Annotated in this window: 23 protein-coding genes, 7 tRNA genes and 2 pseudogenes; 20 read left to right on the forward strand and 12 right to left on the reverse strand. The window is 71.7% G+C overall.

Features of this window, described 5'->3' with window-relative positions; translation table 11 throughout:
- Positions 1 to 377: 377 nt before the first annotated feature.
- On the reverse strand, positions 378 to 1,802 hold the full coding sequence (locus AC4IHM_RS27295) for a serine/threonine-protein kinase (RefSeq protein ID WP_490870955.1): 1,425 nt from the start codon (positions 1,800 to 1,802) through the stop codon (positions 378 to 380).
- A 587-nt stretch (positions 1,803 to 2,389) separates the two neighbouring features.
- On the opposite strand from AC4IHM_RS27295, the gene AC4IHM_RS27300 reads away from it, so the two are divergent.
- The 3 genes from AC4IHM_RS27300 to AC4IHM_RS27310 all read left to right on the forward strand — a co-directional run bounded on the left by AC4IHM_RS27300 (position 2,390) and on the right by AC4IHM_RS27310 (position 4,047).
- Positions 2,390 to 2,572: a hypothetical protein gene (locus AC4IHM_RS27300; protein WP_490869633.1), complete on the forward strand. Its 183-nt coding sequence runs from the start codon at positions 2,390 to 2,392 to the stop codon at positions 2,570 to 2,572.
- Positions 2,573 to 2,749: 177 nt separating this feature from the next.
- Entirely contained in the window at positions 2,750 to 3,679 is a 930-nt protein-coding gene (locus AC4IHM_RS27305) for a phosphotransferase (RefSeq protein WP_490869634.1), read from the forward strand.
- Between the two features lie 101 nt (positions 3,680 to 3,780).
- Positions 3,781 to 4,047, forward strand: a complete 267-nt coding sequence (locus AC4IHM_RS27310; RefSeq protein WP_490869635.1) for a TFIIB-type zinc ribbon-containing protein — start codon at positions 3,781 to 3,783, stop codon at positions 4,045 to 4,047.
- 56 nt (positions 4,048 to 4,103) lie between these two features.
- On the opposite strand, the gene AC4IHM_RS27315 is transcribed toward AC4IHM_RS27310, so the two are convergent.
- The 5 genes from AC4IHM_RS27315 to AC4IHM_RS27335 all read right to left on the reverse strand — a co-directional run bounded on the left by AC4IHM_RS27315 (position 4,104) and on the right by AC4IHM_RS27335 (position 4,555).
- A tRNA-Val gene (locus AC4IHM_RS27315) sits at positions 4,104 to 4,175 on the reverse strand.
- A 14-nt stretch (positions 4,176 to 4,189) separates the two neighbouring features.
- Positions 4,190 to 4,261 (reverse strand) — tRNA-Val (locus AC4IHM_RS27320).
- A 36-nt stretch (positions 4,262 to 4,297) separates the two neighbouring features.
- A tRNA-Val gene (locus tag AC4IHM_RS27325) sits at positions 4,298 to 4,369 on the reverse strand.
- Between the two features lies 1 nt (position 4,370).
- Positions 4,371 to 4,444: transfer RNA gene (locus AC4IHM_RS27330), tRNA-Cys, on the reverse strand.
- A gap of 38 nt (positions 4,445 to 4,482) precedes the next feature.
- Positions 4,483 to 4,555, reverse strand: a tRNA-Gly gene (locus tag AC4IHM_RS27335).
- Positions 4,556 to 4,732: 177 nt separating this feature from the next.
- On the opposite strand from AC4IHM_RS27335, the gene AC4IHM_RS27340 reads away from it, so the two are divergent.
- From AC4IHM_RS27340 to AC4IHM_RS27355, 4 genes and pseudogenes are all read left to right on the forward strand, one after another.
- The gene (locus AC4IHM_RS27340; RefSeq protein ID WP_490869636.1) at positions 4,733 to 5,785 is read left to right on the forward strand and encodes a chorismate-binding protein; all 1,053 of its coding nucleotides are present in this window, start codon (positions 4,733 to 4,735) and stop codon (positions 5,783 to 5,785) included.
- Positions 5,782 to 6,603 (forward strand): aminotransferase class IV, encoded by an 822-nt coding sequence (locus tag AC4IHM_RS27345; RefSeq protein ID WP_490869637.1) that lies wholly within the window; start codon positions 5,782 to 5,784, stop codon positions 6,601 to 6,603. The genes AC4IHM_RS27340 and AC4IHM_RS27345 overlap by 4 nt, the downstream gene beginning before the upstream one ends.
- A 50-nt stretch (positions 6,604 to 6,653) precedes the next feature.
- Positions 6,654 to 6,902 (forward strand): annotated as a pseudogene (locus tag AC4IHM_RS27350) (GNAT family N-acetyltransferase); the annotation flags it as partial.
- Between the two features lie 196 nt (positions 6,903 to 7,098).
- Complete coding sequence (locus AC4IHM_RS27355; protein WP_490870956.1) at positions 7,099 to 7,479, forward strand: GNAT family N-acetyltransferase; 381 nt, start codon at positions 7,099 to 7,101, stop codon at positions 7,477 to 7,479.
- A gap of 31 nt (positions 7,480 to 7,510) precedes the next feature.
- Here AC4IHM_RS27355 and AC4IHM_RS27360 read toward each other — a convergent pair whose 3' ends face one another.
- A complete protein-coding gene (locus AC4IHM_RS27360; protein ID WP_490869638.1) occupies positions 7,511 to 8,047 on the reverse strand; it encodes a DsbA family protein in 537 nt (178 codons plus the stop codon).
- Positions 8,048 to 8,260: 213 nt separating this feature from the next.
- Here AC4IHM_RS27360 and AC4IHM_RS27365 point away from each other — a divergent pair, with 213 nt between their 5' ends.
- Positions 8,261 to 8,713, forward strand: coding sequence for a hypothetical protein (locus AC4IHM_RS27365; RefSeq protein WP_490870957.1), 453 nt, complete (start codon positions 8,261 to 8,263; stop codon positions 8,711 to 8,713).
- A 163-nt stretch (positions 8,714 to 8,876) separates the two neighbouring features.
- Entirely contained in the window at positions 8,877 to 9,056 is a 180-nt protein-coding gene (locus tag AC4IHM_RS27370; protein ID WP_490869639.1) for a hypothetical protein, read from the forward strand.
- An 82-nt stretch (positions 9,057 to 9,138) separates the two neighbouring features.
- On the opposite strand, the gene AC4IHM_RS27375 is transcribed toward AC4IHM_RS27370, so the two are convergent.
- Positions 9,139 to 9,699 carry a CGNR zinc finger domain-containing protein gene (locus AC4IHM_RS27375; RefSeq protein ID WP_490869640.1) on the reverse strand — a complete coding sequence of 187 codons (561 nt, stop codon included), beginning with the start codon at positions 9,697 to 9,699 and terminating at the stop codon, positions 9,139 to 9,141.
- Between the two features lie 279 nt (positions 9,700 to 9,978).
- Positions 9,979 to 10,392 carry an SsgA family sporulation/cell division regulator gene (locus AC4IHM_RS27380; protein WP_004002642.1) on the reverse strand — a complete coding sequence of 138 codons (414 nt, stop codon included), beginning with the start codon at positions 10,390 to 10,392 and terminating at the stop codon, positions 9,979 to 9,981.
- A gap of 191 nt (positions 10,393 to 10,583) precedes the next feature.
- On the opposite strand from AC4IHM_RS27380, the gene AC4IHM_RS27385 reads away from it, so the two are divergent.
- From AC4IHM_RS27385 to AC4IHM_RS27425, 9 genes and pseudogenes are all read left to right on the forward strand, one after another.
- Positions 10,584 to 11,036, forward strand: a complete 453-nt coding sequence (locus tag AC4IHM_RS27385) for a TIGR02611 family protein (RefSeq protein ID WP_490869641.1) — start codon at positions 10,584 to 10,586, stop codon at positions 11,034 to 11,036.
- Positions 11,037 to 11,126: 90 nt separating this feature from the next.
- Positions 11,127 to 11,198, forward strand: a tRNA-Val gene (locus tag AC4IHM_RS27390).
- A gap of 360 nt (positions 11,199 to 11,558) precedes the next feature.
- Positions 11,559 to 12,861: pseudogene (locus AC4IHM_RS27395) on the forward strand (ABC transporter substrate-binding protein).
- Positions 12,861 to 13,862, forward strand: a complete 1,002-nt coding sequence (locus AC4IHM_RS27400) for a carbohydrate ABC transporter permease (RefSeq protein ID WP_490869642.1) — start codon at positions 12,861 to 12,863, stop codon at positions 13,860 to 13,862. The pseudogene AC4IHM_RS27395 and the gene AC4IHM_RS27400 overlap by 1 nt, the downstream one beginning before the upstream one ends.
- On the forward strand, positions 13,859 to 14,752 hold the full coding sequence (locus AC4IHM_RS27405; RefSeq protein ID WP_490869643.1) for a carbohydrate ABC transporter permease: 894 nt from the start codon (positions 13,859 to 13,861) through the stop codon (positions 14,750 to 14,752). The genes AC4IHM_RS27400 and AC4IHM_RS27405 overlap by 4 nt, the downstream gene beginning before the upstream one ends.
- Positions 14,753 to 14,764: 12 nt before the next feature.
- The gene (locus tag AC4IHM_RS27410) at positions 14,765 to 15,394 is read left to right on the forward strand and encodes a hypothetical protein (protein WP_490869644.1); all 630 of its coding nucleotides are present in this window, start codon (positions 14,765 to 14,767) and stop codon (positions 15,392 to 15,394) included.
- Between the two features lie 135 nt (positions 15,395 to 15,529).
- Positions 15,530 to 18,265, forward strand: a complete 2,736-nt coding sequence (locus tag AC4IHM_RS27415; RefSeq protein ID WP_490869645.1) for an exo-rhamnogalacturonan lyase family protein — start codon at positions 15,530 to 15,532, stop codon at positions 18,263 to 18,265.
- 39 nt (positions 18,266 to 18,304) lie between these two features.
- Entirely contained in the window at positions 18,305 to 18,751 is a 447-nt protein-coding gene (locus AC4IHM_RS27420) for an SRPBCC family protein (RefSeq protein ID WP_490869646.1), read from the forward strand.
- Positions 18,752 to 18,790: 39 nt separating this feature from the next.
- Positions 18,791 to 18,862, forward strand: a tRNA-Val gene (locus AC4IHM_RS27425).
- A gap of 48 nt (positions 18,863 to 18,910) precedes the next feature.
- Here AC4IHM_RS27425 and AC4IHM_RS27430 read toward each other — a convergent pair.
- Entirely contained in the window at positions 18,911 to 19,636 is a 726-nt protein-coding gene (locus AC4IHM_RS27430) for an exonuclease domain-containing protein (RefSeq protein WP_490869647.1), read from the reverse strand.
- A gap of 268 nt (positions 19,637 to 19,904) precedes the next feature.
- On the opposite strand from AC4IHM_RS27430, the gene thrS reads away from it, so the two are divergent.
- Complete coding sequence (thrS, locus tag AC4IHM_RS27435; protein ID WP_490869648.1) at positions 19,905 to 21,947, forward strand: threonine--tRNA ligase; 2,043 nt, start codon at positions 19,905 to 19,907, stop codon at positions 21,945 to 21,947.
- Positions 21,948 to 22,026: 79 nt separating this feature from the next.
- Complete coding sequence (locus AC4IHM_RS27440; protein ID WP_490869649.1) at positions 22,027 to 22,575, forward strand: HIT family protein; 549 nt, start codon at positions 22,027 to 22,029, stop codon at positions 22,573 to 22,575.
- Positions 22,576 to 22,599: 24 nt separating this feature from the next.
- Here the strand turns inward: AC4IHM_RS27440 and AC4IHM_RS27445 are convergent, their stop codons facing one another.
- The gene (locus AC4IHM_RS27445) at positions 22,600 to 24,261 is read right to left on the reverse strand and encodes an AbeC-like domain-containing protein (protein ID WP_490869650.1); all 1,662 of its coding nucleotides are present in this window, start codon (positions 24,259 to 24,261) and stop codon (positions 22,600 to 22,602) included.
- A gap of 219 nt (positions 24,262 to 24,480) precedes the next feature.
- Positions 24,481 to 26,679 carry an elongation factor G-like protein EF-G2 gene (locus AC4IHM_RS27450; RefSeq protein ID WP_490869651.1) on the reverse strand — a complete coding sequence of 733 codons (2,199 nt, stop codon included), beginning with the start codon at positions 26,677 to 26,679 and terminating at the stop codon, positions 24,481 to 24,483.
- Positions 26,680 to 26,778 lie beyond the last annotated feature (99 nt).

Below are 26,778 nucleotides of genomic sequence, written 5' to 3' on the forward strand. Positions count from 1 at the left end.
CTCTGCCACTCGGGCTGGGGAGCGGAATGGCGCTCGAACACCTGGCTGGCCTGTTCGGTTTGTGGGTGCGCGGTCCGACATGGCAGGCCTGCTCCGTCGTCCGGGACTGGGCTCGGACGGGTACCCGAGCACCTGGCCCAGCCCCACGGCCTGGCGGCACCCGGTCCAACACCCCCGGCCCCGCCACCCGGGCCGCGCACCGGGACGGCCCCCGAACCCCCGGCTCGCCTCCACGGCCTGGCACCGCTCGCGGTCCGACATCCTCGGCCCGGCACCCGGCACCCGGCGGTCCGGTTCCACGGCCCAACCACCTGCCGCCGACCCGCACGCCCCGACCGCCTGCCGCGCATGCCCACGACGGCCGGCGACCCACGGCCCTACGCCCGCGGCCCATCCACCCACTGGCCCGGACCCGGAGCCCCGCCCCGTGCCTCCGTCTGCTCCTGCTGCGCCCGCACGCCGCCCCGGTGGTCGTCGCCGAGGCCGCGGGACGGGCCCTGGCAGCCCTGTGCGGCGGCGATGCCCAGGGCGACCAGCAGCGTCACCACCACGAACACGAACAGGCGCTGTCGCAGCAGCCTCGGATTGGCGGGCCGCCGCCAGCCGGTCCCCGTGGTCCTCGGGGGCGGCCGGCCCGAGCCACTGCGCGGTGCGGGGCGGCCGCCGCTGTCGTTGCGGGAGGTGTTGCGGCCGGTGCCCTCGCGGAGGGCGGGCGTGGGCCGGGACCCGGACCGTGCGCCCGTACCGCCGTTGCGCGAGCCCCCGCGCGAGGGCGCACCCCCGCGCGACGGGGCGGCACCGCGCGACGACGACCCCCGGGACCCCGACGTGCCGCGCGGCGCCGGCGTGCCCTGGGGGGCGGACCGGCCCTGCGGACGCCGCTGGGCGCGCTCCGGGTAGGTGTCGGCGAGCCGGCCCGTGGCCTGGTCCGCCTCTCCGCCGCGCGGCGCGGGCGGCCGTACGTCGGCCAGGCCCTGGGCCTCACGGGCGGCGATCTCCTTGAGCCGCAGCGACAGTTGCAGGGTGCTGGGCCGCTCCTCGGGGTCCTTGGCCAGGCACGCCCGCACCAGCGGGGCCAGGGCGTCGGGGACCCCGTGCAACTGGGCCTCCTCGTGCACCACCCGGTAGAGCATCACCTCGGAACTGCCGTGTCCGAAGGGCGAGTCGCCCATCGACGCGTACGCCAGCGTGGCACCGAGCGAGAACACGTCCGTCGCCGGTGTGACCGCGGCCCCGCGCACCTGCTCCGGCGCGAGGAACCCGGGGGATCCGACCGCCGTGCCGACGTGGGTGAGCGTGGAGGCGCCCGTGGCCCAGGCGATGCCGAAGTCGATGATCCGCGGCCCCTTCGGGGACAGCAGGATGTTGGACGGCTTCAGATCCCGGTGCACCACCCCGGCCTCGTGCACGGCGACCAGTCCCTCGGACAGGGCGGCGCCCACGGAGGCGACGTCCGCCGCCCCGAGCGGGCCGCCGTCGGCGACCTTGTCGTGCAGGGAGGGTCCGGGCACGTACTGCGTGGCGAACCAGGGGCGGTCGGCGTCCAGGTCCGCGGCGACCAGCCGCGCGGTGCAGCCGCCGCGGATGCGCCGGGCCGCCGACACCTCGCGCGCGAACCGGGACCGGAACTCCTGGTCCTCGGCCAGGTCCGGCCGGATGACCTTCAGCGCGACCCGCTGCCCCTTCTTGTCGGAGCCCAGGTAGACCACGCCCATCCCACCCGCGCCGAGCCGCCTGTGAAGCCTGAACGAGCCGACGACGCGCGGGTCCTCGCGCCTCAGGCGCATCATCGCCATGTTCATCCCCGCTGCCCGGTCCCTGTGACGAGCCACAGCTTACGTTTCCACGGCCGCCCGCGCGCAGAGGCCGCGCCCTCCCGGGACGACGGATTGTCGGTGCCGCACCGGACAGTTGAGGGGCGGTCAGGGAACGTGTGAACGGACCGGTCACGGACCGCCGGTGATCCCAACCGCCTGCCGGACGACGGCGATTGGGACGGGGGAGAGCGACCGGGCGGAGACGGCGCGGGCCACCGGGGAGCCGCCCCGCGGCGACGGCGTGCCGGCGGGCGGGGCGGTGCACCGGGGGAGACAGGGGTGCGCGGGGGGCGCTCGAAGTGAGTGATGTCACCGGACACCCCGGAGATACCGGGGCACGGCGGACGCCCCCTCCGGGAAGACCCCGAGCGCCGGGGCACGGTCTCCACCCAGGGGAGTACACCCCGGGTCGTGGCTCATCCTCCGGGAGGCCCGGCAATCGGTACGAGGGCATGACGTCCACCGGGTGCCGGACCCATAGATTTGAGGTCAAGCAGCGGGTACGGCACTCGTCCCCCGAGGTCGGACGCCCGCCGCAGGCAAGGACAACGGAATCGGTCAGGAGAGGGACCATGGCCCGGACGGCACCGCGGACGCTGCTCCGCACACGGGAGAACCGCCGTCGGGGACGTTGCCACCCCGCGGTCGCGACCCTCATGGCCCTGCCCCTGGCGGTCCTGCTCCTCCTCGTCTTCGACGGGTGGGAGACAGTGGCCACACAGGCGTCGTCCGTGGGTGTGGTGCTGGGGCGCTGAGCGGCGACCCCAGGCCCGGAAGAGCGGTCCGGGCGGGGACATCCATCCATGAAACCCCGTGGGGACGGGGGTGCGGCGGACGGCAAAATGCCGGCGCAGCTGGGGAGCTGCGCCGGCATTGCTCTTGCCCCCGGTGCCACGGCACGCCGCCGGCGGGGCCTGCGTACTCTCACCGACGTGACAACGGACGCCCTCCTCCCCGCCCTAGAGGCCCGCGTCAGGGAAACGGCCCACGCCCGCACCCCGGCCTGCCCCTGCGCCGCGGCCACCCTCGCCGACCGCCCCGACGCCACCGTCGTCCGGCACTCCGGCACGGTCGCCAAGGCCCACGCGGCGGACTGCGACCCCGCCGAGCTGGCCCTCCGCGTCGCCCTCGCCGACCGGCTCCCCGGCATCCTCCTGGCCCCGCTCCGCCCGACGCCCGTCCCGCTGCACGGGCGGCTCGTCACCTACTGGCCGTACGGCACCCCCGTGGACCCGCGGGAACCGGACGCCGCGCCCTGGGAGGCGGCGGCCACCCTCCTCGCCCGCCTCCACCGCACACCGGTGCCCGCGGCCCTGCCCGCCATGCGCGGGCCGGCGAAGGCCGCCGAGGCCGTCGCCCGCCTCCGGGCCACCGCCCCGCACCACCCCGCCACCGCCCCCGTACTGCGGGCCTGGGCCGCCCTGCCCGACTGGGCCCGCGGCGAGGCCCCCATGCCCGGCCCGACCGGCCTCTGCCACGGCGACGTCCACCTCGGCCAGCTCGTACGCCACCCGGTCCCCGAGGGCCCCTGGCTGCTGATAGACGTCGACGACCTCGGCACCGGCGTCCAGGCCTGGGACCTGGCCCGCCCGGCGTCCTGGTACGCCTGCGGACTCCTCGCGCCCGAGGAGTGGCACCGCTTCCTGACCGCCTACCGCGCCCGCGGCGGCCCGGCCGTCCCCTGCGCCGGCGACCCCTGGCCCGCCCTGGACGTTCCGGCCCGCGCCCTCACCGCGCAGACCGCCGCCCGGACCGTCACCAAGGCCGTCGCGGCGGGCCGGCCCCTGGACGAGCTGGACCGGTCGGTGGTCGACGCCTGCGCGCGCATGGCCGCCATCCACCCTTCCGGCCCAGGCAGTTGAGCCGAAGTTCCGCGAAGTAGAGTGCAACCGCCCCGCGGCCGGACAGAGTCTGTCCCGGCGATACGCGAAGCAGGACCGACCGGCGAGGAGTTGAGCCGAGCATGCAGTGCCCCAAGTGTCACGCACCGATGCACACCTACAACCGCAACGGCGTTCAGATCGAGCAGTGCAGCGGCTGCCGCGGCATCTTCCTCGACTACGGCGAGCTGGAGTCGCTGACCCGTCTGGAGGCCCAGTGGTCCCAGCCCGCCCCGCCGCCCCCGCCGGCCGCCCCGGCTCCGGCCTGGGGCGTCCCGCACGGCGGTCACGGGCACTACGGTCACCACCGCCGTCAGAAGGGCTTCGGACGCATGCTCTTCTCCAGCTGACCGGGCAGACGACGAAGCCCCCCGGCCGTGGAGACGGCCGGGGGGCTTCGGTGGTGTGGACGATACTGGGATTGAACCAGTGACCTCTTCCGTGTCAGGGAAGCGCTCTCCCGCTGAGCTAATCGTCCGGGACGGTGCGGCGTGCGCGATACTGGGATTGAACCAGTGACCTCTTCCGTGTCAGGGAAGCGCTCTCCCGCTGAGCTAATCGCGCGGGGATCCATACGGATCGGTGATCCTTGCGGATCAGTGGACGATACTGGGATTGAACCAGTGACCTCTTCCGTGTCAGGGAAGCGCTCTCCCGCTGAGCTAATCGTCCTTGGAGGTGGAGACGGGATTTGAACCCGTGTAGACGGCTTTGCAGGCCGTTGCCTCGCCTCTCGGCCACTCCACCAGGAGTCCAGAAGACCCGGGAGGCCCCCTGTTCCTGCGAGCGGACGACGAGGTTCGAACTCGCGACCTCAACCATGGCAAGGTTGCGCTCTACCAACTGAGCTACGTCCGCCTGCCGGTACGGCCCGCTTGCGCGACCCGGCGACGTGATGAACTCTAGCGGATTCCGCAGCCAGTACAAAAACGCGTTTGTGCAGCGTGCTGCGGTGTGCTTGCTCGCGCACCTGGTCAAGACCCCCGGAGGGACACGTTCGGGTCGGCTCGGGGACACCGGCCTAGACTCGGCCACGTGCCCGCCCCGCCTCCCCTCGCCCGCTTCGGCGACCGGCTCGCCACCCGTCTCCTGGACGTCACGAGCGATCCCGCCGCCCTGGAATCCGAGGGTTTCTGGGCCGTCTGCGCGGACTTCGAGGGCGGTCTGACCTGCGCACGCTTCGCGGACATCCGCACCGAGCCGGTACCGGCGCCCAGGCCGGGCCGCTGGCGGGGACCGGCCGCCGAGGACTGGACGTCCAGCCTCGACCACGCCGCGTACACGGCGGCGGTGCGGCGCATACGCGAGCACATCGCGGCCGGCGAGGTCTACCAGGCCAACCTCTGCCGGGTGCTCTCGGCACCGGTCGCCCCCGGCGCCGACGTGGACGCCCTCACCGCCCTGCTGGCCCGCGGCAACCCGGCGCCGTACGCCGGAACGATCCGGCTCCCCGGCCACGGCGTCGAGATCGCCACCGCGTCCCCCGAGCTGTTCCTGCGCCGCGCCGGCCGCGTCGTCGAGTCCGGGCCGATCAAGGGCACCGGCCGCACCGAGGCCGACCTGCTGGAGAAGGACCACGCCGAGAACGTGATGATCGTCGACCTGGTCCGCAACGACATCGGGAGGGTCTGCGCCGCCGGCAGCGTCACGGTGCCCGACCTGTGCGCCGTCGAGAAGCACCCGGGCCTCGTCCACCTGGTGTCCACCGTGCGCGGCGAGCTGCGCGCCGACGCCGGCTGGCCGGAGCTGCTCGCCGCGGCCTTCCCGCCCGGATCCGTCACCGGCGCGCCCAAGCACAGCGCCCTGCGGATCATCGACGCACTGGAGACCGCGCCCCGGGGCCCGTACTGCGGGGGCGTCGGCTGGGTCGACGCCGACCGCGGCACCGGCGAGCTGGCCGTCGGCATCCGCACCTTCTGGCTCGACCGGACCGAGGGGCTGCTGCGCTTCGGCACCGGTGCCGGCATCACCTGGGGGTCCGACCCGGAGGGGGAGTGGCGGGAGACCGAGCTGAAGGCGTCCCGGCTGCTCGCGGTAGCGTCGGGGGTGTACGAGGTGAACGGAACTGGAGAGGCGCTACCGACGTGAAGATCTGGCTCGACGGCGGGCTGCAGGACCTCGAGTCCGCCCGTGTCTCCGTTCTCGACCACGGCCTGACCGTGGGCGACGGCATCTTCGAGACGGTGAAGGCGGTGAACGGCAGGACGTTCGCGCTGACCCGGCACCTGGACCGGCTGACCCGCTCGGCCCGCGGCCTGGGCCTGCCCGACCCCGACCTCGACGAGGTCCGCCGCGCCTGCGCCGCCGTCCTGGAGGCCGACCCGATGCCGCTCGGCCGGCTGCGCATCACCTACACCGGCGGCCGCGGCCCCCTCGGCTCCGACCGCGGCGAGCACGGCCCGACCCTCGTCGTCGCCCTCGGCGAGACCGACCGCCGCCCCGACTCCACGGCCGTGATCACGGTGCCCTGGACCCGCAACGAGCGCGGCGCGCTCACCGGCCTGAAGACCACCTCCTACGCCGAGAACGTCGTCGCCCTCGCCCGCGCCCACGACCGGGGCGCCTCGGAGGCGCTGTTCGCCAACACGGTGGGGCAGCTGTGCGAGGGCACCGGGTCGAACGTCTTCGTCGTCCTCGACGGCGAGATCCACACCCCGCCGGTCGCCTCCGGCTGCCTCGCCGGGATCACCCGCGCGCTCGCCGTCGAGTGGACCGGGGCCGGCGAGACCGACCTCCCGCTGGACGTCCTGGAGCGCGCCGACGAGGTCTTCCTGACCTCCACGCTGCGGGACGTGCAGGCCGTGCACCGCGTCGACGACCGCGAGCTGCCGGGCGCACCCGGACCGGTGACCGCCAAGGCCGTGCGGGTCTTCGAGGAGCGCTCGGGGGACGACCTGGATCCGTGACCGCGGATATTCGGCTGCCGTCCGGGTCCCGGGTGGGTAGAACTGCCGTGATGACCACGACCCTGCGGCCGACCGAGCCGCTCCAGCGCGCCGCCGACGGGACCCGCTCACGCCGCTACCAGGTGTGCGTGAACAGCCGTCCCGTCGGTGCGGTACACCTCGGCACCTCGCACGCCTTCGGCGACTCGGTGGCCGTGATCCACGGGCTGCGCATCGACGAACCGGACCGCCGGCGCGGCCGGGGCACGGTGGCCGCCCTCGCCGCCGAGGAGGTCGCGCGGGGCTGGGGCTGCCGGCGGATCGAGGTGAATCTCGAGGCCGGCGCCGAGGCCGGCCCCCGGCTCGCGCAGGCGCTCGGCTACGTCCTGCGCAACCGCCGCATGACCAAGCCGCTGGGCGACACCCCGCCCGCCCTGCCCGCGGGCAGCCGCGCCCGCCCCATGACGCCGGACGAGTTCCACGCCTGGCAGGCCTACGAGTCGGAGCGCTACGCCGATACCTGGATCGAGCGCGGGGTGCCCGAGGCCGAGGCGCACGCGAAGGCCCGCGACGACCACGAGTCACTCCTGCCGCAAGGGCTGGACACAGAGAACATGCTGTTCAGCGTGTTGGAGCAGGAGGGGACAAGGGTCGGCGTTCTGTGGCTGGCGCTGCGCGAGGACCGGGCCTTCGTCTTCGAACGTCGAGGCCGACGCCGCCCACCGGGGGCGGGGACACGGCCGTACGCTGATGCTGCTGGCCGAGGCCCAGGCGATCGCCGCCGGCCGGCCGCTGATCGGCCTCAACGTCTTCGCGGGCAACACCGTGGCCGAGCGGCTCTACGAGTCGCTCGGCTACGGGACCACGCGGTGCGCCTTCTACAAACCGTTGCTGTAGCGGGGCGGGACGGCCGCCCCGCCCCGGCGGATCAGCCCGCGGCCCCGTCCCGCTCACCGGCCAGCAGCCGGTCCGCGATCTCCTCGACGCGCTCGCGCAGCCCCTCCTGGCTCTTGCCGCCGTCGAGACGCTCGCCCCCGATCACGTACGTGGGGGTGCCGGTCACACCGATCGCCTTGCCCTCGGCCTGGTCGGCGTCGACGATCAGGATGTGCCGGCCGTCGATGAGCGCCGTGTCGAACTCTTCCGCGTCCAGTCCCAGCTCCCGGGCCACCTCCACCAGGAAGGGCTCGCCCTTGCGGTCCAGCTCCGCGATCCGGCCCAGCACGGCCTCGGCGTACGGCCACCCGCGCCCCTGGACGACGGCCTCCTCGGCGGCCTGCGCGGCGGCGAAGGAGTGCTTGTGCTTCTCCAGGGGGAAGTGCCGCAGCCGCAGCTCCAGGCGGTCGCCGTAGCGGGCGCGCAGGGCACGGAGGTCGTCCAGGGCGGTGTGGCAGTCCGGGCACTGCAGCTCGCACCAGATGTCCAGGACGGGCGCGGCGGGGCGGGCGGGGGAGGAGTCGGTCATGCCCCCATTCTCCCAGGCCACGCGACCGCGTCCCGACCGCGGTCGTGCTCCGCCTCCGGGACCTGTCTCCGGTTCTGTCTCCGGGACCTGGGGAGGAGCCGACCCCGAGATCTCCCTGATCTGGCGGCCGGAGCATGGCCTCACAGGGGGCGGACGGTGCAGGATGGAAGGGACGAAGTACTCATGCCCGACGCAGCCACCCTGGAGGACCGGATGATTGCCGAGACCGTCTGCTCCGCGGTGTCCGCTGCGGGCCTGGGCATCGCGGCGGTCACCGCGTATCGCAGGCGCTTTCTCACCGCAGCCCGGATCGCCGCCTACTCGCTCGTCCCGATCGGCCTGGTGATGACCGGGGTCGTGGAATGGCTGGCCGGCACGGCCTTCAGCCCGGTGGCCTGGGCGGGCTTCGGAGTGCTGGGCCTGGCCTGGGTGCTCTTCACGACGACGCGCAGTGTGGAGCGCCGCCGTGGCGGCACCCGCAAGGAACGCAAGGAGGCCGAGGCCGCGGCACAGCGTGACGCGGTGGCCCCGGCGGCCTCCGCGCCCTCCCTCGGCTCCGGCTCCCGCCCGGCCGCCAAGCCCGCGTCCCGGCCGGCGAACGCGTCCCGCGGCGGCGAGGACGACTTCAGCGACATCGAGGCCATCCTGAAGAAGCACGGGATATGACCGCCGCCCCGGTGGCCTGAAACGACCCACCGATCCGAGGTCGACAGCGGGTGCTCCCGAATGATCAAGATCCGACCGGACATTGCGACATTCAACGAACACCTGGTCTTTACGGGCGTGGTGATCGCGTAGCCCCTGCTCGCTGCGTCATTATCGCGGCGAGATGCAGGACACCACTCAGCTGGATCCCCAGCTGGACACGAGACAGAGCGAAACCGCACGGACGCAGGACGAACCGCGCGGCTGCCTCTTCGCCCTTTCCCAGCCACCGCTCATGATCTTCCTTGCGGTGATCGGGTGTCTGCTGCTCATGGCTGCGTTGCACGATCTGCTGTTGCTGTGAGCCGTACCCGCGTTCCCCGGCGCCACCCGCCGGGGACCGCGTCGCCCCTGCCTCGACCCGCGTGCGGACCGCACGGACGGTGTCAGCCCGCCGCCTCTTTGCGCCGCGCCCGGTAGGCGGCCACGTGCAGGCGGTTCCCGCACGTGCGGCTGTCGCAGTAGCGCCGCGAGCGGTTCCTGGAGAGATCGACGAAGGCGCGCCGGCAGTCGGGGGCCTCGCACCGCCGCAGCCGCTCCTGCTCCCCGGCGACCACGAAGAACGCCAGAGCCATCCCGCAGTCCGCGGCCAGATGGTCGGCGACGGAGGCACCGGGCGCGAAGTAGTGGATGTGCCAGTCGTAGCCGTCGTGGTCGGTGAGCCGGGGTGTGGTGCCGGCGGCGGCGACCAGGTCGTTGATCACTCTCGCCGCGGCCCGGCCGTCGGGGGCCGCGAAGACCGCCGCGAACCGCCCGCGGATCCTGCGCACCGCCGAGAGATCGAACTCCGAGAGCACGCCGACATCGCTGATCTCGTGCGTTCCCACGAATTCCTGGAGGGCCGCGAGGTCCGGCAGCCCGTCCGGCGCCGACTCGTCCTCCGGCACGGTGTTCACCAGATCCACCACGGTGTCGAGTGCGCACCGGGTGTCGTGGGTGATCAGCACATTTCGCTCCCTGGCCTGGGGTCGGGCGGGCGCCCGCCGATGCTGGCCGATGGTAGTGGCTCCCGCGGCGGCCGATCCGGCTCCGCCTCCCGGCCCCGGCCGTCGGATGTCCGTACAACGCGGTTCGGCGGGTCCTGGTTCCCCGGCGCCGCACACGGGTCGGCGCCGCCCCCGCGGAGATCCGCGGCGACGACGCCGTGTGTGCCGTATGCGGTTGTCCGGGCCCGTGCCGTCACCCCGAGTCGACGGCGACGGGCGGCTTCACGTGGGAGCCCCGCCCTAGCTTTCCGCCAGGATGTGCGAGAGCTCCTGATCGAGGTCGAAGTGCCGGTGTTCCGTGCCGGGAGGCACGGCGGCGTCTGTGCGCTTCAGGAAGGACTCCAGAGCCCGCGCCGGGGCCTCGAGCAGTGCCTCGCCCTCCGGACTGCTCAGGGCGATGCACACGACGCCCTGGCCATGACTGCGGGACGGCCAGACACGGACGTCGCCGGTCCCGGTGGGACGGTGGAGACCTTCGGCGAGGAGGTCGCGGGCGAACACCCACTCGACGGTTTCCTCGGCTCCGGTGTGGAAGGTGGCGTGCACGGCGTAGGGATCGGCCGTGTCGTACCGCAGGCCTGCGGGGACAGGCAGGGAGGACTCGCTCGACACAACGAGGCGCAGGTGCAGCTCGCAGCTGACCGTGGTGTTCATAAGCGCCAGGGCCTTTCGCTCAGTGTGCGCTCGGGGATTCGCACGTCGGCGAAATCGACATGCCACCTACGGTGCCGTTGTAAACCCCTCTGAGGGTTTTGCGTGTGTTTACGTAACTCTTCCGGCCGAGAGATCGTTCGGGTCGTACGCCCATTCCGGTGACAGGTTTCGCTCCGGTAGTGTTCGGCTGTATGAACACGGGGAGTAACAAGGCCGGCGAGGCGGCCGTGGCGGCAGACCGTACGGGGACGGACGGCGCCGAGGCCGGGCGGGCGCTCGGTTCGCGGGCGCCCGAATTCGTCAGGGCGCGCCGTGCTCTGCACCTGAGCTGGCAGGTCGGCGTCTTCGTGGTCGGCCTCGCGGTCGTGGTGGCCGGCATCATCATGCTGCCGCTCCCCGGACCGGGCTGGGTCGTGATCTTCGGCGGCATGGCGATCTGGGCGACCGAGTTCGTCTGGGCCCAGCTGGTGCTGCGCTGGACCAAGCGCAAGGTCACCGAGGCGGCACAGCGCGCCCTCGATCCCAGGGTGCGGCGCCGGAACATCACCCTGACCGCGATCGGTCTGGTGATCATGGCGGTGCTGGCCGGGGTCTACCTGTGGAAGTTCGGCCTTCAGATGCCCTGGAAGGTCGAGGACCAGTGATCCCCCGCAGGGGGTGCGGCGCCGGTGCCCCGCCCCGGCCCCCGCTGGTCACGGGCGCCTCTGACATGGGGTAATGTTCTCCCTGCGTCCGGGCGATTAGCTCAGTGGGAGAGCGCTTCGTTCACACCGAAGAGGTCACTGGTTCGAACCCAGTATCGCCCACCGGATCAGCAGGCGGCCCGGCTCACCCTCGTGAGCCGGGCCGTCTTGTCGTCGTCGGAGCGCCGGGCGGGCGCGCGGTCGTTCCGCCGGCCGAGGCCCCCTTCACTCAACCGTGACCTTCCGGGGCGGGCCTCCCGGCGGGCCCTCCGGTGTTCGGTCCGCCGGTCACGCCGCACGGACCTGGGTGTTCTCCGGCGCTCCCGACGAGGTGTCAGGGGTGGCCGTCGCCGTCGCCCGTGCCCGCTGCCCAGCAATTCCTGTCCGAATCATTGACGCGCTCCCGGGCCCTCCGTACCTTGTGCCAGCAAGCGCTTACTTGAAACGATTCATGGGGCGGAAGCAACGTCGCGGGGAGGCTTTGTGCAGCAGGGCGGGAATGGGCGGAGACAGGCCGGGAGGCGGTCCGTCCTCAAGGCGGCGGGGGCCTCGCTGGCCGTCGCGGGCCTGGGGAGCACGGCCACCGCGTGCGGCGGCGGCAGCGGTTCGGGGGACGGCACGGTGACGATCCGTTACTCCTGGTGGGGTGCCGAGGACCGGGCCCAACGCATCAACAAGACCATCGCACTCTTCGAGGAGAAGTATCCGAAGATCAGGGTCAAGACCGACTTCCAGCCGTATACCGACTTCTGGAAGAAGTTCAACACCCAGGCCTCCGGAGGCAATCCGCCGGAACGTTTTTCAGAATGCCATCGGCTTTCTCCGCAAATACGACGCGAAGAATGTTCTGCTCGATCTCGGCGAGCAGGTGAAGGCCGGAAATCTCTCCATGGACGGCTTCCGCGCGGGCCTGGAGAAGTTCGGCGAGATCGACGGCAAACTCCTCGGCGTGCCCGTCGGTTCGAACTCGATGTCCCTGGTCATCGACAAGCCCGTCTACACCCGGGCCGGCGTCAGGCCCGAGCAGGGCTGGACGTGGGACGACCTCGACGAGGCGATGGCGAGGATCCGCGACAGGACGGGCCGGGCCGGGGACAGCGGCATGTACGGCGTCATGTACCTCTACGACCTGTACCTGCGGCAGAACGGCAAGGCCTTCTTCACCGAGGACGGACTCGGCTTCACCGAGGCGGACCTCACCGCGTGGTGGACGAAGGCGGAGAAGGGCGTGAAGTCCGGCCTGTTCGCCGACCCCAAGAAGGTCGCCCAGATCAAGCCCAAGTCGGCGCTCTCCGCGGAACTCGCCGGCAGCGAGTTCACCTGGGACAACTTCACCGTCCGCTACACCTCCGAGGGCAAGAGCGAGTACGGACTCGCGCCGATCCCCACCACGGACGGCAAGCGGACCGGCCAGTACCTCGGCTCGCTGATGCTCAGCGCCTACAAGCGCACCCAACACCCGAGGGAAGTCGCCCAGTTCATCGACTTCATGGTCCACGACCCCGAAGTCGCCAAGATCATGGGCTACGACCGCGGTGTCCCCACCACCCAGGCCCAGTTCGACGCGTACCGGCCGGACGACCCGGTCAACAAGGCCATCGCCGCCTACGAGGAGTCGCTCGTCGGGTCCGGCGTCCTGGAGACCATCACCCCGCACCCGAACGGCGCCGACATCTGCGAGGCCGCGTTCCTGCGCATCGCCGAGGAGATGGCGCTCGGCTCGCGGTCCGTCGCGGACGCCGTCAAGCAGTTCTTCTCCGAGTCGAAGACGGCTCTCGCCGGCTGATGGGAACCGCCGTGACACACGCCCCTGCGATGGAGGACCTGACCCGGCACTCCGAGGCGCGGCACGGTCCGCAGAAGTCCCCGCGCCCCGCCGGGCCGAAGCGGCGGGGCCGCCGGGAGAACCTGGCCGGCTACCTCTTCATGTCCCCCTGGATCGCCGGTTTCCTGCTGCTGACGGCGGGGCCGATGGCCGCCTCGCTCTACTTCGCGTTCACCGACTACAACCTCTTCGACGCGCCCAGGTGGATCGGCCTGGACAACTTCTCCGAGATGTTCGGCGACCCGCGCTGGCGCCACTCCGTGCGGGTGACGCTGTGGTACGTCGTCGTCGGCACGCCGATCAAGCTGATCGCGGCGCTCGGCGTCGCCCTGCTGCTGGCGCAGAAGCGGCGCGGACAGGCCTTCTACCGGGCCGCCTTCTACGCGCCCTCCCTGATCGGCGCCAGTGTGTCCGTTGCCATCGTGTGGAAGGCGATCTTCTCGGACGACGCGGTCGTGGACCGTACGCAGCGGTTCTTCGGGATCGGTGCCGGCGGCTGGACCGGCGACCCGGACCTGATCATCTACAGCCTGGTGGCGCTCACCGTCTGGCAGTTCGGCGCCCCCATGGTCATCTTCCTGGCCGGCCTCAAACAGGTGCCGCGCGAACTGTACGAGGCGGCCGACGTCGACGGGGCGGGCAGGCTGCGGCAGTTCTGGAACATCACCCTGCCGATGATCTCCCCGGTCCTGTTCTTCAACGTCCTGCTGGAGACCATCCACTCCTTCCAGATCTTCAGCTCGGCCTACATCGTGGGCGGCGGCGCCGGAGGCAACGCCTGCGGGCCCGCGGACGGCACGATGGTCTACACCTGTTATCTGTACGTCCAGGGCTTCGAGAACAGCCGGATGGGACTGGCCTCCGCCATGGCGTGGATGCTGTTGATCGCGGTCGCCCTGGTCACCGCGGTGCTGTTCTGGTCCCAGCGGCGCTGGGTGCACTACGAGGGGGGCGGCCGATGAGCGCGCAGGCCACCGATGTCACGCCGGCCCCGTCCCCGAGGGCGGCGGCGCGCCGGCGCGGGCTGCCCGGGTCGCTCGCCTGGCATCTCGGGTCGCTGGCGATCCTCGCGGTGATCCTCTACCCGGTGCTCTGGGTGATCGGCGGCTCCTTCAAGAGGAGTGAGGACATCGTCGGCAGCCTTGACCTGTTCCCGGGCGACCCGATCGTCTCCAACTACACGAGCCTCGCCGACGGCATCGCGGACATCCAGATCTCCACGTTCTTCGTCAACTCGCTCTTCCTCGCGGTCGGTTCCGTGATCGGGATCGTGGTGTCCTGCTCGCTGACCGCCTACGCCTTCGCGAGGATCGGGTTCGTGGGCCGCAATCTGCTGTTCACGCTGATGATCGGCACGCTGCTGTTGCCGTATCACGTGCTGCTGATCCCGCAGTACGTGCTGTTCCGCAACCTGGACATGATCAACACGTACACCCCGCTGCTGCTGGGGAAGTACCTGGCCACGGAGGCGTTCTTCGTCTTCCTGATGGTGCAGTTCATGCGGAACCTGCCCCGGGAGCTGGACGAGGCGGCCCGCCTCGACGGCTGCGGGCACTTGCGCATCTACTGGTCGATCGTGCTCCCGCTGTGCCGGCCGGCCCTGATCACCAGCGCCATCTTCACCTTCATCAACTCCTGGAACGACTTCATGGGCCCGCTGATCTACCTCAACGAGCCCGGCAAGTACACCGTCTCCCTCGGCCTGAAGATGTTCGTGGACCAGGAAGGGCTGGCGAACTACGGCGGCATGATCGCCATGTCGCTCGTCGCCCTGCTGCCCGTCCTCGCCTTCTTCCTGGCCTTCCAGCGCTATCTGATCGACGGCATGGCGACATCGGGACTGAAGGGCTGAGGTGAACCGATCATGACCGAGGCACGCGCCAAGGCCGGTACGCGGCACGGGGAGTCACGGTTCGCGGAGGGGTTCGCCCTGTTCGCCGAGTGCCTGCTCACGGGCGTGTGGATCGCGGTGGCCTCGCTGCCGCTGGTCACCTACCCCGCCGCGTTCGCCGCCGGCACGCGGCATCTCGGGCGCCGGCTCGCCCACGAGCGCGGCGGCTGGCGGGAGTTCACGGCCGACTTCCGGGCGGCGGTGCGGCGCGGGTGGCTCGTCGGGCTCGCCGGGTGGGCCGCGCTCGCCGTGGTGTGGGTGGACGTGCGGGCCGTACGCGACGGTCTGCCGGGCGGTCCGTTCGTGGGCGCCGTCGGGGTGTCCGCCCTGATCGGCGCCGCCGTGGCCGGGCTGCGCGCGGCGGCCTCCTGGCGCCCCGGCGCCTCCTGGCGGTTGCTGCTCACCGGGGCCGGCCGCCGTACCGTGCTCGACCCGGCCGGCTCCTTCCTGATCGTCGGCGGGCTGGCCGTGGTGGTCTGCTCCGCCTGGTTCAGCGCACCACTGGCGGTCGCGACCCTGGGCGCCGTCGCGGCGGCGGCCGTCGCGGTGGAGGAGCGCGATCGGCGCCGCCGACGTGCGGTGCGGGCACCTGCGGTGCGCTGAATCAGGGGGTGCGCTGTGCCAGGGCGGTGTGCTGCGTCACGGCGGCGTTCTGGCTGTCATGAGCGTGACAGGCGCCGCGTTCCATTCAGTCAGGTCCTTGACCCCTCTCGCACACCCGCAAGGAAAGGAAGAGCCATGTCCTCCATCCCCCGCAGGTCCCTGCTCAGGGCGGCCGCCGTTGCCGGAGCCGCTGTGCAGTTCGGCTGGGCGCTGGGCGCGAAGAGCGCTCAGGCCGCCCCCGTCGGCGAGGGCGGCGGCGCCGATCCCGTCCCCCTGGCCTGGCTGGAGGACGGCGGCCTGGGCGCCGCCCCCGGCTCCACCGTCGGCGTCCCCTGGCCGAGGGGCGCCTACCGGGAGGACCAGTCGTTCGCCGTCACGGACGCCGACGGCACCGCCGTACCCGTGCAGTCCTGGCCCCTCGCGTACTGGCCGGACGGTTCCCTGAAGTGGACCGCGCACGCCGTCGGAGCGGGCGGCGCCGGGCTCACCCTGACCGCCGGCACCCCCGCCGCACCCGAGAAGAAGGTCACCGTCGACCGGCGCGGCGGCACCATCGACATATCGACCGGCGTCATCACCGCCAGCGTCGGCACGTCCGGCGCCGCACTGGTCAAGTCGGTCACCAGAGGCTCCACCGAGATCGCGAAAAACGGCCGCCTCGTCCTGCTGCGCCAGCCCGGGATCGAGGACGGCGACGAGGGCACCGTCAGGTACGAGCGCTTCGACGGCACGGTCTCCGGGGCCGAGGTCGAGCAGGAGGGCCCGGTCCGCGCCGTCGTCCGCATCGACGGCACGCACCGCAGGGGAGCCCGCGGCCGGCTGCCCTTCTCCATCCGCCTCTACTTCTACGCGGGCGCCGACTCCTTCCGCCTGGTCCACACCGTCACGTTCGACGGAGAGCAGGAGCCCGGCAGGGCGAGCGGCGACTTCGTGCGGGGCCTCGGCATCCGCTTCACCGTGCCGATGCGCGACGAGTCCTACGACCGCCACATCCGCATCGGCGGCGAGGGGACCGGCCTGCTGCGCGAGGCCGTCAAGGGCATCACCGGACTGCGCCGCGACCCCGGCGCGGCCGTACAGGAGGCACAGTTCGCCGGGGAGAGGCTGCCCGACCCGTCCACCTGGGACCAGCGGGTCACCACCCGGCTGCCGTACATCCCCGAGTGGGGCGACTACACCCTCTCCCAGCTCTCCGCCGACGGCTTCACCCTGCGCAAGCGCACCAAGAAGGGCCACGGCTGGATCGGCGCCGGCGGTGGCCGGCGCGCCTCCGGCTTCGGCTACGTCGGCGGGGCGAGCGGCGGACTCTCCTTCGGCCTGCGCGACTTCTGGGAGAAGTTCCCCGCCCAGCTCGACATCCGCGACGCCCACACCGACGAGGCCGAGGTCACCCTCTGGCTCTGGTCACCCGAGGCCCAGCCCATGGACCTGCGCTTCTACCACGACGGCATGGGCCAGGACAGCTACGCCGAGCAGCTCGAAGGCCTTGAGATCACCTACGAGGACCACGAGCCCGGGTTCGGCACCCCCTACGGCATCGCCCGCACCTCCGAGCTGCTGTTCTGGGCCAACGCCGCCACCCCGAGCGCCGAGCGGCTCGCCGAACAGGTCGAGGCGGTACACGTCCTGCCGCAACTGGCCGCCCCGCCCCGCCAGCTCATCAGGGCCAAGGTCTTCGGCCCCGGCCTCTACTCCGAGCCCGACCGCTCCACCCCCGCCAAGGCCAGGATCGAGGACCACCTCGACTTCCTCTTCACCTACTACAAGGACCAGGTGGAGAGCCGCCGTTGGTACGGCTTCTGGGACTACGGCGACATCATGCACACCTACGACACCGCCCGGCACACGTGGCGGTACGACATCGGCGGCTACGCCTGGGACAACTCCGAACTCTCCCCGGACCTGTGGCTCTGGTACGCCTATCTGCGCTCCGGCCGCGCCGACATCTTCCGCTTCGCCGAGGCCATGACCCGGCACACCGGCGAGGTCAACGTCTACCACCTGGGCGAATGGGCCGGCCTCGGCACCCGGCACGGCGTACAGCACTACGCCGACAGCGCCAAGCAGCAGCGCATCGCCAACACCACCTACCGGCGCTTCTACTACTTCCTCACCGCGGACGAACGCGTCGGCGACCTCATGCGGGCCAACGTCGACTCCGACGAGACCTTCCTCGCCCTCGACCCGCTCCGCAAGATCCGCACCGAGCCGTACACCCCCGACCGGCACGCCCTGTCGATCGGCTTCGGCACCGACTGGAGCGGCCTGGTCTCGGCCTGGCTGACCGAGTGGGAGCGCAAGGGCCCCCAGTGGGAGAAGGCCAGGGCCCGCGTCCTGTCCACCATGGAGACCATCGCCGCCCAGCCCAACGGGTTCGTCCAGGGCAGCGGCCTGTACGACCTGGACACCGGGAGGTTCGCCGTCGCCGACACCCCGAAGGTCGAGGTCTCCCACCTGTCGGCCGTCTTCGGCCTGAACGAACTGTGCGCCGAACTCATCGACCTCGTCGAGATGCCGGAGTTCGAGGAGGCGTACTACGACTACTGCCGCTACTTCAACGCGAGCAGGACGGAACAGGCCGCGCGCTACGGCTCCGACTTCGGCAGCCTGATCCTCTTCCAGGGCCACTCGCGCCTCGACGCGTACGCGGCCGTACGGACCGGGGACCAGCAGCTCGCCACGCGCGCGTGGCAGAAGTTCTACGACTCCGACGGCTACCAGGAGTCCTCGCCCTGGAAGACCGAGAAGCTGACCGGCCCCGTCACGCTGGTGCCGGGCAGCGAGGCGAGCTGGGTGGCCACCAACGACACCGCGCTCTACGGCCTCGCCGCCATCGAGAACCTCGCACTCCTGGGGGACCGGATGCCGTAGCCCGCAGGTGAGGTGCGCGGGCGCGGGCACACTGCACGGGTGGACTGGAACCATTACCGCTTCCGCAGCCTGTGGGCCCTGCCCGCGCCCGCCCCCAACGTCTACCGCCTGCTGGAACGGATCGAGGACTACCCCCGCTGGTGGCCCCAGGTGCGCGAGGTCACCCGGCTCGACGACACCAGCGGCCTCCTCCGGTTCCGCTCCCTCCTCCCGTACGAGCTGACCGCGACCCTGCGCGAGGGCCGGCGCGACCCGGCGGCCGGGGTGCTGGAGGCCACCATGAGCGGAGACCTGGAGGGCTGGGCACGCTGGACCGTCACCCCGCGCGGATCCGGCGCCCTCGCCCGCTACGACCAGGAGGTCGTCGTCCACAAGCCGCTGCTGCGCCGCCTCGCCGTACCGGGTCGCCCCCTGTTCCGGGCCAACCACCGGCTGATGATGCGAGCGGGCCGACGCGGGCTGACCGCGCACCTGCAAACGGTTTGATGGAAGGGCGCGAGGGCCTGTATGGTTCAGTGCGTTCCCGGGCGATTAGCTCAGCGGAAGAGCGCTTCGTTCACACCGAAGAGGTCACTGGTTCGAACCCAGTATCGCCCACCCAAGAAAGGCCGGTCCGTAGTATCGCGGGCCGGCTTCTTCGTGTGGTCATACCGCTGTCGGCAGGGCCGGTCGCAGTGGCCAGGCGGGGTTCGCCGGCTCCTCGGTGCTGCTCAGCGCGAACCAGGGCTGCGGTCCCCGGGCCTGCCCCGCGTGCCACACCGCCTGGAGTGTGTGCAACCCGGCGGGGGAGAGGCGCTCCAGGCGGCTCGGGAAGCGGCGGCCCAGTGCCCGTACCACCTCCAGCGCGGCCTGCGCGTCGGCCGCCGCGCCGTGCGCGCCCTCCGGCTCGACCCCGTAGTGAGCGCACAGGTCGGTGAGGGCGCGGTGGCCCTTGCGGTACCGGTCCAGGTGCCCGTCCAGCACGCGCGGGTCCAGGACGTGCAGCGACGTCCGCTCCAGCCAGCGGCCGAGGGAGGACGCGCGGTGCCTGCGCAGCTCGCGGTCCAGCAGCGTCAGGTCGAACGGCGCGTCCATCACCACGAGCGGACGCCCGGCACGGGCCTGCTCCGTCAACGCCTCGGCCACCTCGTACATCACCGGCGCCGGCCAGCGGCCGAGGCGCTGCAGATGCTCCTGGGTCAGCCCGTGCAGCGCCGTCGCCGCCCGCGGCACCGGCACACCCGGGTTCACCAGCCACCGCGTCACGCGAGGCCTGAGCCCCGGCGCGTCCTGGACGACGAGAGCCGCCGACACGATCCGGTCGGTCTCGACGTCCACACCCGTCGTCTCCGTGTCGAAGGCGGCCAGCGGCCCCTCGAACCAGCTCGTCATAGGGCACTCAACTCCTCGTCACGCCACGGCAGCTGACGTACCGTCCGCTGCCCCGGTTCGGTGATACCCGGGCTGTTCGCGCCGTACGCCGCAAGGGCGCCGGACGTTGGCGCCGCAGTCGGCCGGCGAACCCCCGGGTCCGGCCGGCCGCGCCCCGCCGCGGCCCCGCCGGTGACCTCGTCCGGCCCGGTCACCGGTGCCGTCGGCCCGGGACGGACGCGGGGACTGGTTTCGCGGTGGGCGGGTCCGGGTCGGTACGATCGCTCCCATGCGTGCGCTCCGGTATGGCGCCGCAGCCCCACCTTCAGTCAGGAGAGACCGGTGTCAGAACGTCCGTGTGATCATCCAACGCGATTCCGAGCGGGAAGAACGCGTGGTGACGACGGGCACTACGGCCGCGGCGCTCTTCGCCGGCGAACGCTCGATCGTCGCCGCCCGTGTGTCCGGTGCGCTCAAGGACCTCTCCTACGAGGTCAGGGACGGCGAGACCGTCGAGGGCGTCGAGATCTCCTCCGAGGACGGCCTGAACATCCTGCGCCACTCCACCGCGCACGTCCTGGCGCAGGCCGTGCAGGAGCTGTTCCCCGAGGCCAAGCTGGGCATCGGCCCGCCGGTCAAGGACGGCTTCTACTACGACTTCAACGTCGAGAAGCCCTTCCACCCCGATGACCTCAAGGCCATCGAGAAGAAGATGCAGGAGATCCAGAAGCGGGGGCAGCGGTTCTCCCGCCGCGTGGTCACCGACGAGGCCGCCCGCGAGGAACTCGCCGACGAGCCGTACAAGCTGGAGCTGATCGGCCTCAAGGGCTCCGCCGCTGTCCAGGACGGCGCCGACGACGGCGCGGACGTCGAGGTCGGGGCCGGTGAGCTGACGATCTACGACAACCTGGACGCCAAGACCGGCGAGCTGTGCTGGAAGGACCTCTGCCGCGGCCCCCACCTGCCCACCACCCGGAACATCCCGGCCTTCAAGCTGATGCGCAACGCCGCCGCCTACTGGCGCGGCAGCGAGAAGAACCCGATGCTCCAGCGCATCTACGGCACCGCCTGGCCGACCAAGGACGAGCTGAAGGCGCACCTGGAGTTCCTCGCCGAGGCCGAGAAGCGCGACCACCGCAAGCTCGGCAACGAGCTGGACCTGTTCTCCATCCCGGAGCAGATCGGCTCCGGCCTCGCCGTCTTCCACCCCAAGGGCGGCATCATCCGCCGGGTCATGGAGGACTACTCGCGCCGCCGCCACGAGGAGGAGGGGTACGAGTTCGTCTACACCCCGCACGCGACGAAGGGGAAGCTCTTCGAGACCTCGGGCCACCTGGACTGGTACGCCGACGGCATGTACCCGCCCATGCAGCTCGACGACGGCGTGGACTACTACCTCAAGCCGATGAACTGCCCGATGCACAACCTGATCTTCGACGCGCGCGGCCGCTCCTACCGTGAGCTGCCGCTGCGCCTGTTCGAGTTCGGCACCGTGTACCGGTACGAGAAGTCGGGCGTCGTGCACGGCCTGACCCGGGCCCGCGGCTTCACCCAGGACGACGCGCACATCTACTGCACCCGCGAGCAGATGGCGGAGGAACTGGACAAGACGCTCACCTTCGTCCTGAACCTGCTGCGCGACTACGGCCTGACCGACTTCTACCTGGAGCTGTCCACCAAGGACCCGGAGAAGTTCGTCGGCTCCGACGAGGCCTGGGAAGAGGCCACCGAGACGCTGCGCCAGGTCGCTGAGAAGCAGGGCCTGCCCCTGGTCCCGGACCCGGGCGGCGCCGCCTTCTACGGACCGAAGATCTCCGTCCAGGCCAAGGACGCCATCGGCCGCACCTGGCAGATGTCCACCGTCCAGCTCGACTTCAACCTGCCGGAGCGCTTCGACCTGGAGTACACCGGCGCGGACGGCGCCAAGCAGCGCCCGGTCATGATCCACCGGGCGCTGTTCGGCTCCATCGAGCGCTTCTTCGCGGTGCTCCTGGAGCACTACGCGGGCGCCTTCCCGGCCTGGCTGGCACCCGTGCAGGCGGTCGGCATCCCGATCGGCGACGCGCACGTGGAGTACCTGGAGGAGTTCGCCGCGGCGGCCCGCAAGCGGGAGCTGCGCGTCGAGGTCGACTCCTCGTCGGACCGTATGCAGAAGAAGATCAGGAACGCCCAGAAGCAGAAGGTGCCCTTCATGGTCATCGCGGGTGACGAGGACATGGCCAACGGCGCCGTCTCCTTCCGCTACCGCGACGGCTCCCAGGAGAACGGCATCCCCGTCGACGAGGCCATCGCGAAGATCGCGAAGGTGGTCGAGGAGCGGTCGCAGGTCTGATCGCGGGGTTCACGGGGCCCTCGGGGAGATCCCCGGGGGCCTTTGCCTGTACCCGCCCGTTACGCCATATGCTGCACGCATGACGAGTGAGCCGGAACAGCAGCTGGGAGTGGGGACGCAGGACGCGTTCCAGCGCTTGTGGACGCCCCACCGGATGGCCTACATCCAGGGGGAGAACAAGCCGAGCGGCCCAGGCGCCGACGACGGCTGCCCCTTCTGCTCGATCCCGGCCAAGTCCGACGAGGACGGTCTGATCGTCCGGCGCGGTGAGCACGTGTACGCGGTGCTCAACCTCTACCCGTACAACGGCGGCCACCTGATGACCGTGCCGTACCGCCACGTCGCCGACTACACCGAGCTGACCGACGTGGAGACCGCGGAGCTGGCGGAGCTGGCCAAGGAGGCGATGACGGCCCTGCGCGCCGCGTCCGGCGCCCAGGGCTTCAACATCGGCATGAACCAGGGCTCGGTGGCCGGCGCGGGCATCGCCGCCCATCTCCACCAGCACATCGTGCCCCGCTGGGGCGGCGACACGAACTTCATGCCGGTGGTCGGCCACACGAGGGTGCTGCCGCAACTCCTCGGGGACACCCGCAAGATGCTGGCGGAGGCGTGGCCGACGAGCTGATCTGATCCCCGGCCGGCGTCCGGCCTACGCGTTGTAGAGATCGGCCTTCCCGGGCGTCGGATCCTGCACGGCCCCGCTGAGGAACGCCGACCGCGCCCCGAACTTCTCCGTGTTCACCCCGTTCTCGTCCAGCACCTTGATCGCCGCCGAGTGCACCACCCGCAGCACCGGCGCCGCCGCCCGCAGCGCGTCGTCGGCCATGAACCGGTGCCGCCACGGCTGGTCCGCCCACGCGTGCCGCAGCCCGAAGGGCTCCGGCAGCCCGATCGTGCCGCCGAGCCAGTTCAGCAGCGGCGGATACCAGGTGAGCGGGGCGCGGACCGCGATCCGCACCACCTCGCGCCCGCTGACCAGGGGCAGCATGACCGTGCGCTTCTCCCAGGGCTTGAACGACTTGGTGACCTGCTTCGACGGAGCCGACGGCTTCGTGGTGAACAGGGGGTTCACCGGCCCCAGGGCGTGACCGGTGACCTCGATGCGCAGCGTCTCGTGCAGCACGGTCACCGTGATCAGCATGGTGATGACGAGTTGGCCGTCCCACAGCGTCCACTGGACGCCCAGGTAGTGACGGTCGCCCGCCCCGAACTGCTGCTTGTTGCAGATCTCCTGTATGGCGTGCGGCTTGACCTGGTACGCCTCGACGTCCGTGCCCCCCGGACGGGACACCGCCTTGGCGTTCTCCCCGACGGGCGTGACGACCCAGTGCCGGATGGACGCCTTCGGGAAACCGCCGGTGTTCAGCGGGCCGCGCTCCAGCATGCGCAGCTGGTCGTGGATGGACCGGATGACGTCCCAGCTGCGGAAGGGGTGGATCTCCCGGGACGGGTCGGCCGGCACCAGATCCTCGGCCAACTGCCAGCTGCCCCAGCGCGTGCCCATGCCGAGTATGCCCTTGGGGCCGGCGTAGAAGACGGAGTTGGACTGCTGCTCGGCACCGAGCTTGGCCAGGGACTGGCGCAACTGCTCGGCCGCGGTCTCGTTCGGGTTGCTGGGCACCGTCTCGGGGACCTTGGCGCCCACGCCGCTGCCCGACAGAAGAGCGTCCCAGCGCTCCCGCAGATCCCTTGCGGTGCCCTCGCAGATCCGCTTGGCCCAGAACCAGCCGACCACGGGCATCACGACCGCGGCACGCGCGTACCAGGCCCAGAAGCCGGAGAAGGGCATCTTGATCAGGAACAGCGCGGCCAGCGCGGCGATCGCCACGAGCACCGCGGTGCCCAGCGCCCCGGCCCGCTTGTTCTCCGACTTGGCCACGGTGGTGCGGATCTGCACCCCGAGCAGCCAGATCAGCAGGCCCGGCAGGAAGATCACCCCGCACAGGAGCGTCACCATCGCCAGCCGGTTGTCCCGGTCCTTGCGTATGCCGTTCGCCGCCAGGCAGTGCTCGACGACCACCTGCGGCTCGGCCCCGAAGGACTGGATGACGGGCGCGCGGCCGTTGCCCAGCAGCCGGTCGATCACCGCGCGGGAGAAGGCCTCACCGAGGTTGGGACGGAAGATGGTGGCCCAGGACCGGCCCTCGTTGACGGACGTTCGGTGCCACTCGTTGTCGGCCTTCTTGATCTCCTCCATCGGATTGTCCCGGTAGGCGGCCGAGGCCAGCGCGAAGGTCGGCGTCTGGCCCCCGTCGTCCGTACGCGGCACCTGCGGTCCGAAGAAGTCCGCGTAACCGCCGTCAACGGTCATTCCCGCCCCCGATCGCCACCACTGTCGCTCCTGCGGCCTTCCCGACTTCCCTGCCCCGCACACCTGTTGATCTGGTCATCAGCGTATCCGTCGCCACCGGTGCGCGTCACCGGACGGCCAAAGGCGCCCCCGAGCGCGCGGGTTGCCCACGCGAAGGCGCCGTCGTACGCCGAGGGCGCGGACGGTGCGGGCGGTCCCGCGCCGGTCGGCCACGCGCCCTCACGACACCGCCCGCGCCTCCTCGCGCAGCCGTTCCGCGACCTGCGCCGGCATCGGTTCGTGCCGCGCGTACCGGCGCTCGAAGCGCGCGGTGCCGTGCGACAGGGACCGCAGGTCCACCGCGTAGCGGCCGATCTCGATCTCGGGCACCTCGGCCCGGACCAGGGTCAGCCCGCCGCTGGTCCGCTCGGTGCCGAGCACCTTGCCGCGCCGTGCCGACAGGTCGCTCATCACCGCGCCCACGTAGTCGTCGCCGGCCAGCACGCTCACCTCGGCCACCGGCTCCAGCAGCTGGATCCGGGCGTCGGCGGCGGCCTCCCGCAGGGCCAGGGCACCGGCCGTCTGGAAGGCGGCGTCGGAGGAGTCCACCGAGTGCGCCCTGCCGTCGAGCAGCGTGACCCGCACGTCGGTCAGCGGATGGCCCGCGGCGACGCCCTTCGCGGCCTGCGCCCGCACTCCCTTCTCGACCGACGGGATGAACTGCCGGGGCACCGCGCCGCCGACCACCCTGTCCACGAACTCGATGCCCGAACCGCCCGGCAGCGGCTCCACCTCGACCTCGCAGATGGCGTACTGACCGTGCCCGCCGGACTGCTTCACGTGCCGCCCGCGGCCGGCCGCCCTGCCCCCGAACGTCTCCCGCAGCGAGACCCGGTGGGGTACGACGTTGACCTGGACGCCGTAGCGGCCGCGCAGCCGCTCCAGGGCCACGTCGGCGTGCGCCTCGCCCAGGCACCACAGGACCACCTGGTGGGTGTCCTGATTGTGCTCCAGGCGCATCGTCGGGTCCTCGGCGACCAGCCGCGCGAGCCCCTGGGAGAGCCTGTCCTCGTCCGGCTTGGCGTGCGCCTCGATGGCGAGCGGCAGCAGCGGGTCGGGCATCTCCCAGGGGGCCATCAGGAGCGGGTCCTCCTTGGCCGAGAGCGTGTCCCCCGTCTCCGCGCGGTTCAGCTTGGCCACACAGCCCAGGTCGCCCGCGATCACGTGCGAGACCGGCCGCTGCTGCTTGCCGAAGGGCGTCGACAGGGCGCCGATCCGCTCGTCGACATCGTGGTCCTCGTGGCCGCGGTCGGCCAGCCCGTGCCCGCAGACGTGCACCGTCCGGTCGGCGCGCAGGGTGCCGGAGAAGACGCGCACCAGCGAGATCCGGCCGACGTAGGGGTCCGAGGACGTTTTCACGACCTCCGCGACCAGCGACTCCTCGGGATCGCACATCCGCAGCTCGCGCGCGCCGCCCTCCGGGGTGGTGACCCGGGGTGCCTCGCGCTCCAGCGGGGTCGGGAACCCGCGTGTGATCAGCTCCAGCAGCTCGACCGTGCCGAGCCCCTGCCGCCCGCCGTCGGCGGCGGGCGCGGCCGCCAGGACCGGGAAGAACACCCCGCGCGCCACGGCCCGCTCCAGGTCCTCCGTGAGCGTCTTGGCGTCGACCCGCTCGCCGCCGAGATAGCGCTCCATGAGGGCCTCGTCCTCGCTCTCCGAGATGATTCCCTCGATCAGCATGCCGCGGGCCTCGTCGATCAGCGGCAGCTGCCGCTCGCCCGGCTCCGACTCCTCGCGCCCGCCCGAGGAGTAGTCGAACAACTTCTGCGACAGCAGTCCGACGAGCCCCGTCACGGGCGCGCGCCCGTCGGGTGCCCGCGGCCCGTACAGCGGCAGGTAGAGCGGCAGTACGGCGTCGGGATCGTCCCCGCCGAACGCCTCCGCGCAGATCCGCGTCATCTCCTCGAAGTCCGCGCGGGCCGCCTCCAGATGCGTGATCACGATGGCGCGCGGCATGCCGACGGCGGCGCACTCCTCCCACAGCACGCGGGTCGGGCCGTCCACCCCGTCGGAGGCCGAGACGACGAAGAGGGCCGCGTCCGCCGCGCGCAGACCGGCCCTCAGCTCACCGACGAAGTCGGCGTACCCGGGAGTGTCCAAGAGGTTGATCTTGATGCCGTCCCATTCGACCGGCACCAGGGACAGCTGTACGGAGCGCTGCCTGCGATGCTCCATCTCGTCGTAGTCCGAGACGCAGCCGCCGTCCTCCACGCGGCCCGCCCGGTTCACCGCCCCCGCCGTCAGCGCGAGAGCCTCCACCAGAGTCGTCTTGCCCGCTCCGGAGTGGCCGACCAGCACCACATTCCGTACGGACGCGGGGTGGTCGGCCGCCGATGCCCTTCCGGCGGCTCCGGGTCGGGTGTGTGCCTTGTCGCCCATGTCCTTGCCTCCCGTGCACGGTGAGGTCACTGTGGGCGCGGACACGCGGGACCGCGTGCACTGGCGGCTCCGGCGACGCCCGCGGAGCTTCGAGCTTTC

This window comes from Streptomyces sp. SL06, assembly GCF_058244745.1.

Excerpts from the sequence above, each read along its gene's own strand:
- AC4IHM_RS27430 (WP_490869647.1), bottom strand. The coding sequence starts at position 19,636 with ATGACGAGCTGGTTCGAGGGGCCGCTGGCCGCCTTCGACACGGAGACG.
- thrS (WP_490869648.1), top strand. The coding sequence starts at position 19,905 with ATGCGTGCGCTCCGGTATGGCGCCGCAGCCCCACCTTCAGTCAGGAGA.
- AC4IHM_RS27370 (WP_490869639.1), top strand. The coding sequence starts at position 8,877 with ATGCAGGACACCACTCAGCTGGATCCCCAGCTGGACACGAGACAGAGC.
- AC4IHM_RS27295 (WP_490870955.1), bottom strand. The coding sequence starts at position 1,802 with ATGAACATGGCGATGATGCGCCTGAGGCGCGAGGACCCGCGCGTCGTC.
- AC4IHM_RS27385 (WP_490869641.1), top strand. The coding sequence starts at position 10,584 with ATGAACACGGGGAGTAACAAGGCCGGCGAGGCGGCCGTGGCGGCAGAC.
- AC4IHM_RS27300 (WP_490869633.1), top strand. The coding sequence starts at position 2,390 with ATGGCCCGGACGGCACCGCGGACGCTGCTCCGCACACGGGAGAACCGC.
- AC4IHM_RS27310 (WP_490869635.1), top strand. The coding sequence starts at position 3,781 with ATGCAGTGCCCCAAGTGTCACGCACCGATGCACACCTACAACCGCAAC.
- AC4IHM_RS27360 (WP_490869638.1), bottom strand. The coding sequence starts at position 8,047 with ATGACCGACTCCTCCCCCGCCCGCCCCGCCGCGCCCGTCCTGGACATC.
- AC4IHM_RS27405 (WP_490869643.1), top strand. The coding sequence starts at position 13,859 with ATGAGCGCGCAGGCCACCGATGTCACGCCGGCCCCGTCCCCGAGGGCG.
- AC4IHM_RS27400 (WP_490869642.1), top strand. The coding sequence starts at position 12,861 with ATGGGAACCGCCGTGACACACGCCCCTGCGATGGAGGACCTGACCCGG.
- AC4IHM_RS27445 (WP_490869650.1), bottom strand. The coding sequence starts at position 24,261 with ATGACCGTTGACGGCGGTTACGCGGACTTCTTCGGACCGCAGGTGCCG.
- AC4IHM_RS27415 (WP_490869645.1), top strand. The coding sequence starts at position 15,530 with ATGTCCTCCATCCCCCGCAGGTCCCTGCTCAGGGCGGCCGCCGTTGCC.
- AC4IHM_RS27450 (WP_490869651.1), bottom strand. The coding sequence starts at position 26,679 with ATGGGCGACAAGGCACACACCCGACCCGGAGCCGCCGGAAGGGCATCG.
- AC4IHM_RS27440 (WP_490869649.1), top strand. The coding sequence starts at position 22,027 with ATGACGAGTGAGCCGGAACAGCAGCTGGGAGTGGGGACGCAGGACGCG.
- AC4IHM_RS27410 (WP_490869644.1), top strand. The coding sequence starts at position 14,765 with ATGACCGAGGCACGCGCCAAGGCCGGTACGCGGCACGGGGAGTCACGG.
- AC4IHM_RS27380 (WP_004002642.1), bottom strand. The coding sequence starts at position 10,392 with ATGAACACCACGGTCAGCTGCGAGCTGCACCTGCGCCTCGTTGTGTCG.
- AC4IHM_RS27365 (WP_490870957.1), top strand. The coding sequence starts at position 8,261 with ATGATTGCCGAGACCGTCTGCTCCGCGGTGTCCGCTGCGGGCCTGGGC.